At 61.4% G+C, this 6,205-nt stretch carries 2 protein-coding genes and 1 pseudogene; all 3 read right to left on the bottom strand.

Annotated features, from left to right (window positions below):
* Nucleotides 1–229: 229 nt before the first annotated feature.
* Complete coding sequence (locus ACT3XD_RS19110; RefSeq protein ID WP_192539847.1) at nt 230–463, bottom strand: hypothetical protein; 234 nt, start codon at nt 461–463, stop codon at nt 230–232.
* 1 nt (nt 464) lies between these two features.
* A complete protein-coding gene (locus tag ACT3XD_RS19115; protein ID WP_444280674.1) occupies nt 465–4,130 on the bottom strand; it encodes an RHS repeat-associated core domain-containing protein in 3,666 nt (1,221 codons plus the stop codon).
* 93 nt (nt 4,131–4,223) lie between these two features.
* Nucleotides 4,224–6,205 (bottom strand): annotated as a pseudogene (locus ACT3XD_RS19120) (type VI secretion system Vgr family protein); the annotation flags it as partial.

The raw sequence follows: 6,205 nt of genomic DNA on the forward strand, positions 1-6,205 counted from the left end.
CAAGTGGCGCGCCGCAAGGCGTCCGGCGGCGTCGTACTCATAGTGCGTGGCAAGCGGCTGGCCGTCCGGGCCGGAGGCGGTCCATGTCGTCATAGGCGAAGCGGTAGACCGCGCCGTTGCCCAAGGTGAGTTCGTTCAGGCGGCCGATGTCGTCATAGGTGGTATATTGATGGCTGCCATCGGCCTCGATGCGCTAGGCCGGGCGGCAGTTACTCAAATGTAGTATTATCTATCGGTGTTTATTATTTTTTTCTTTTTGATGGTCATCAAGGTAACTACCAAATCCTTGTATAAGAAGTATGAATGTAGTAGCAATTGCAACTATTCCAGAAATCCTTAATATCCACATTAATAGCTCCCACGACTCCATTACTAAATTATTTTCAGATCCAAGTACAAGAGTAGCGCCACTCGCAAAAAAAATTGCAAAAGATGAAAGGCGAATTTTATTAATCAATTTCAAGTTATTCTCCCTCGTTTGTTTTTACTAAAACCTGAGTAGTGGTTTTGCAATGCTGAATGCCGCTAGCTAGGCCTACGCTTGGGCCAATCCAACCGCTTGCTCCAGCTATAGCTCCTCCGCCAATATCAATAGATGCACCACCACCTTTAATAACCGCGCCACGAACAAAAGGTCCCCAAGTTTCTGAAATACCATCTTCTAATGGCGCGGAGCCAACACTTGCGTTTCCCCCAAGACCAGCTCCTCTGAATATACCAAGTCCGTACTGCTGGCATTCAGTCACTACCCAAGCAGCGTTACCAGCATTATCAAACTTTAAACCTGTCGAAACCGTTTGGCCAAATATACCCCCGAATGCTTCTGCAGATGCGTTTGCCTCGCCAGTGACAACAATATTTTCTGCAGCTCTTCTCACTGTATTTGATTGGCTATGAAGCCCGCCACCCAGGCCATAGACTCCACTAAGTCCCTGCGGATCTACTTCTATGTTCGGTGCTTTCGCATATTGATACATGTTCATCCCACCCTGCAATCCAATCGGATCCTGGCTAATATACCGCCCCGGCTGCGGATCATAGTACCGATGACGGTTGTAGTAGAGCCCCGATTCTTCGTCCTGCCACTGACCCTGAAAGCGAATCGGCTGACTCGCACTGCCGCGAATGTTCTTCACCGCCGCCCAGTCATCAGGCTGCGCCTGCCATTTCGTGTCGCCATTGGGCGCCACCAGTTGCATCGGCGTACCTAGCGCATCGGTCACAAAAGCACTGAGCGCTTGGCCTTGCTGCGTATCATCAATGCGCAGCATGGGCACAAAACTGCCCGGCTCATACACGATAGTCGAGCGCTGACTGTCGCTTTCTTCCCGCACGATGCGGTCGCCATCCCAGCCGTAGTGGGTGGTGGCAGTAGTGCCGTTGGTGTGGCGTACGGTTTTGCTGATCCGGCGGCCCAGGCCGTCGTAGCGGTAGGCGGCCTCCGTGGTATGACCGTAGACGCTGGTGTGGGTGAGTTGTACCAGCCGGTTGGCGCCGTCATAGCCCATGGTCAGGCGCTCGCCGCCCGGCTGTTGCCGTTCGATCATATTGCCCGCGCCATCGTAGTGGTAGCGGGTGCCGTTGTGCTGCGTGACGCGGTTGTCGGTGACCGGTTGCTGACCGTCGAGAGGGTTGCCCGCCGCGTCGATGGCGTAGCGGTGGGCCTGGTCACCGTGCTGGCTGCCGGTGAGGCGGCCGGCGGCATCGTAGCTGTAGGCAATCACCTTGGCATGCTCGCCTTGCAGGGCGCGGAAGCTCATGCGGCCCAGAGCGTCGTACTGGTACTGCTGGCCGCCGCCGTTCTGCGCGCCGCGCAGAGTGAGATGATCCAGCTGGCCCAGTTCGGTATAGCCGCGTTCCAGGATGAGGGGCTGCGTCTGCTCGCTGCTGCCCAGGGTCAGGCGGCGCTGGGTCTCCCGGTGCAGAGCGTCGGGTGTCAGGTCAATTTCTAGATTGAGCTCGGGTGCGCTGACGCCGTGCAGGTGGCCGCTGCCGTAGCTGTGCCAGTTGAGTGCGGGCAGTTCGCCGAACTGGCTCGTTTGCGGGGCGCCGTTGGCGGTGAGCGTGTGATGCTGCTGCCACTGCCAGCCCTGGTTGTCCTCAATCGGGACGTGGCGCTGCTGCTCGCCGACCAGCCGCTGGGCGTGGTCGTAAGCGAACGTGACCTCGCCGTGATCATTGGTCACGCTTGTGAGCTGGCCGTTAACTCCCCACTGGTACTGCTCGGCGCTTGCCGGGGCATGCTCGGTGGCGGGCAGGTGGCGTGCGGCAAGGCGCCCGCCGGCGTCGTAATCGTAGCGGGTCGCCAGCGGCTGGCCATCGGGGCCTTGCCGGTTGGCTTCGATGCGTTCGACCAGCTGGCCCGCCGCGTCGTAGCGGTACTTCTGTTCGCGGCCGTCGGGGCCGGTTTCACTGGCCAGGCGGTCCATGGCGTCGTAGGCAAAGCGGTAGACCGCGCCGTTGCCCAGGGTGAGTTCGTTCAGGCGGCCGACATCATCATAGGCGGTGTATTGGTGGCTGCTGTCAGCCTCAATACGCTGTACCGGGCGGCCGTGATCGTCAAAGAAGAACTGCTGACGGAAGCCTTGCGGGCCTTCTAGCTCGACCAGCCGACCTTGCGGGTCATAGTGGTGGTGCCAGTGGGTGCCGTCGGGCTGTTGGGTGGCAATGCGGCGTCCCAATTCGTCGTGCTGGGTGCGGGTGATTTCCCCAAGGGCATTGGTGATGCTGGCGAGAAAGCCGTGGCGGTCGTAGTCGTACGCGGTGCGCTGCTGGGAGCAGTCGATCTGGGCGGTGACCTGACCCAGGGCGTTCCATTCGCGCTGGTGCGTCGCGCCCACCGCATCGGTGACCGTGGTAGGGCGGTCGGGCAGGCGTTCATCGTCATAGGCGAAGGCGGTCGAGCCTTCCGGCCCGGTGATCTCCACCTGCTGGCCGCGTTCGTTGCGGGTAATCTGCCAGCGCTGGTTCTCGGGGCCTTCTACGCTGGTCGTATCGCCCATAGCGTCGCGCTCAAGGATCCAACGCTGCCCATCCGGCGTGACCTGACCGATCACCTGGCCGTTCTCGTCGCGTTCGATCAGCGTCTCGCGGCCGAGCGGGTCGACCGTGGCGATCTTGCGCCCGGCGCGGTCGTAGAGAAACTCGATGCGCGAGCCGTCGGCGCGGGTGTGGGCGGTCCAGCGCTGGCCGGGGCCGCTACCCACGAAGTGATACAGCTCTTCACGGCCCAGGCTGTCGGTGACCTGGGTGTGATCGACGTGATAGGTGTAGCGTCGTGCGAGGCCGCCCGCTTCCTGCTGGCCGACCACGCGGCCGTCCGGGGCGTGGCGGTCCCAGGTGTAGTGGGCTTCCATACCGCCGGGCACGCGGTGAGCAATCAGCATGTGATCCTGCCACTCGAACTCGCGAACCACTTCGCCATGGCGATGGCGCACGGCGAGCAGGTCGCCGGCTGCGCTGAACGAGTAGCGCACTAGCCAGTCGTCCTGAGCGCTGCCGTCGTGGTCCTGAACCAGCTTGACGCCGGTGAGGCGCTGCCCGGCATCATCAACTTGTTTGGGCAGCAGGGCATCGTAGACGAACTGGTAGTGGCGCCCGGCGCTGTCGATGACGCGTACCAACAAGTCATTGTCCCACTGGTACGCCGTGGTATAGCCGTTACGGTCGCGCTCTTCAATCAGCGGCCAGCGTGTACCGGCCTGCTCAGGGCGAGCAAACACGTAGTAAAGGCCGCCGGTATCGCTGAGCACGATGCGCGCGGGGTCGTCGCGCAGCGTCTCGTCCAGCGCCTGCCAGCGGGGATCGTCACTCAGCGCGTTGTCTTTAGCTGACGAACCCCCGCGGCGTATCCACAGCTGTTCGGTAGGCGAGAAGCGCGCCTGACCCGGCTCGAGTGATCCAAAGGTAATTTGTCGCCCTTGGGCATCGTGGATAACGCAGGCGTCATCTTCCAGCGTAATGGCCAGACTTTCGCCGGGCAGTGACCAGCCCTGGCCGAGTATGCCAATCCGCGCGTTGCTGGACAAATAGCCACGGCTGAAAACGAAGGGGCGCGGCGCGGGTAACGCAAAATCAGTCTCGCCGGGGAGCAACTTGGCCCCCAGCAGTGGGTTCACCGGGCTGCCCACGGCGGGTTCACAGGCGCTACAGTCGTCGGCCAGGCCATCGGTGATGTCGATATCATCTAGCGCCAGGGGCGTGGCCGCGGCAATGTCGCTGCTCAGCAGCGGCGTCTGGTGGGGTTCAAGAGTGACGTCTTCGCTCTCTTCCGGCTCCGCTTCGCCCGGCAGGTTCGGCAGCACGATCGCCTGCCCCTGGCCACGGCCGGGGCTGCCACCCGAATTGATTCTCACCTGTGAACCCACAATGGTCACACCGCTCGGGTCGAGCTTTATAAAGCTGCCGCCCGCTTTGAGGGTAATTTCCGCCCCGGCCTCGATCACGACCTGCGAGCCGGCCTTGTAGTGCACCTCACGACCCGCTTCCAGAAGCTGCGAATCGCCATAATATTCGTGACGGGTCTGGTCTACCTGAAGGTGGTCATCGCCTTTTATCTGCGTGTGGCGATTATGGTGGACCGTCAGGTGATCGTCGTTGTGGATCTCACTTAAACGGTTGCGGTGCAGCCTCAGGTGGCTGTCGCGGCGAATCTCTTCGGTGCGGTCATTTAACGTCAGCAGTTCCAGGTCTTTCTGGGCGTGCAGCCAGATCTGCTCTTCACCGGCTTCGTCCTCGAAGCGTAGCTCGTTGAAGCCCTCGGCCTTGTGACTCTGGGTGCGGATCACGGTACGCGTTTTATGCTCCGGAAGCGGGTAGGGCGGGATGTTTACCGCGTGGTAGGTACGCCCGGTGATGAGTGGCTGGTCCGGGTCACCTTCCAGGAACGAGATAATCACCTCATGGCCAATGCGCGGAATCGCCATGCTGCCATAGCCACCGCCAGCCCAGCCCTGGGCCACCCGTATCCAGCAGCTGGCGGTTTCATTGGGCTCGGCGTAGCGGTCCCAGGGGAACTGCACCTTTACCCGGCCGTGTTCATCGCAGTAGATCTCTTCGCCTTCAGGGCCCACTACAAACGCCACCTGAGGCCCGTCCACGCGTGGCTTGGGATTGGCCGTGGGGCGCCAGGTCTGGTCCCGGGGCATCAGCTCGACGCTATTGTGGTAGCGGGTCATCTGTTCGCCCGCTTGATCCGAGGTGGCGCTACCGCGCGCCATGCCGTCCTCTTCCAGCGCCTGGGGCTGCTCGCCATAATGCACCACGCCGAGTACCTGCCAGTCCTGATTGAGGCTCTCCACATCGTGGTCGGTCAGAGTGAAGCAAATGCCCGGGGCTAGTTCGGGCAGGTCACTTTCGGCCTGGGCCACCAGCGCATCGGCGCGCAGGGATTCCAGCCGATGGCGGGTAAACGGCTTGCCGGAGCCATCTTTCTTGTAGCGGCCCGGGTAATCGAAGTGCTCGTAATCCTCACGCTGAGCGTGCTCGCCTAGCCCTGGCGCCAGGTGCTCGTGCCGCTGGGCGTAGGCCGGGTTTTTAAACGTGTAATCCTTGAGCATGGCGGACGCCGGGCGTACCCGGCTGACCTGACGCAGCTTGCGCAAATGGCGCCGGGGCGGCGTACCGCCCGCACGGCCGTGGTAGGTGCGCTCACCGACGCTTGGCAGCACCGCGGCGGCATCGGCAAATACTAGCCGGTGGGCGCCGCCTTCGGCGTTTTCGAACTCGTGAAAATAGAAGCAACCCTCTTCGGCGGCCAGGCGTTCGATAAACGCCAGATCGGTTTCCCGGTACTGCACCAGGTACTCCCGCTCGAGCGGGGTACGGGTGGTGGCAAAGCCGATATCCGTCAGACCACGCTCCTGGGCCAGGGTTGTAATCGCATCATAAGGTTGCGTTTCCTGAAAGATGCGCGAATTGTGGCGCAGCGAAAGCCGCCATAAGGCCGGGCGGATCACCACCTGATAAAAAGAGCGCCGGTGGCCGCGGTCGCCCTGGGCGAACTCGCTCACAATGCCATGAATGCGGCGTAGCGGTTCGCCGTCCTGCCAAATAGAGAGAGTGGCGGTTTTATCCAGGCAGTCGGTAGGGGTTAAGTCATGAGCGCGGCTGGCAAACTCGACAGAGAGCGAAAACGGTTCGGAAAGGGCTTCACGGTGGGTAAAACGTACAACAGCGGTATCATCAGCCCCGGGTAGGGTGAGAG

It is taken from the genome of Halomonas sp. AOP7-B1-5 (assembly GCF_052353045.1).
Taxonomy (GTDB): Bacteria; Pseudomonadota; Gammaproteobacteria; order Pseudomonadales; family Halomonadaceae; genus Vreelandella; species Vreelandella colorata.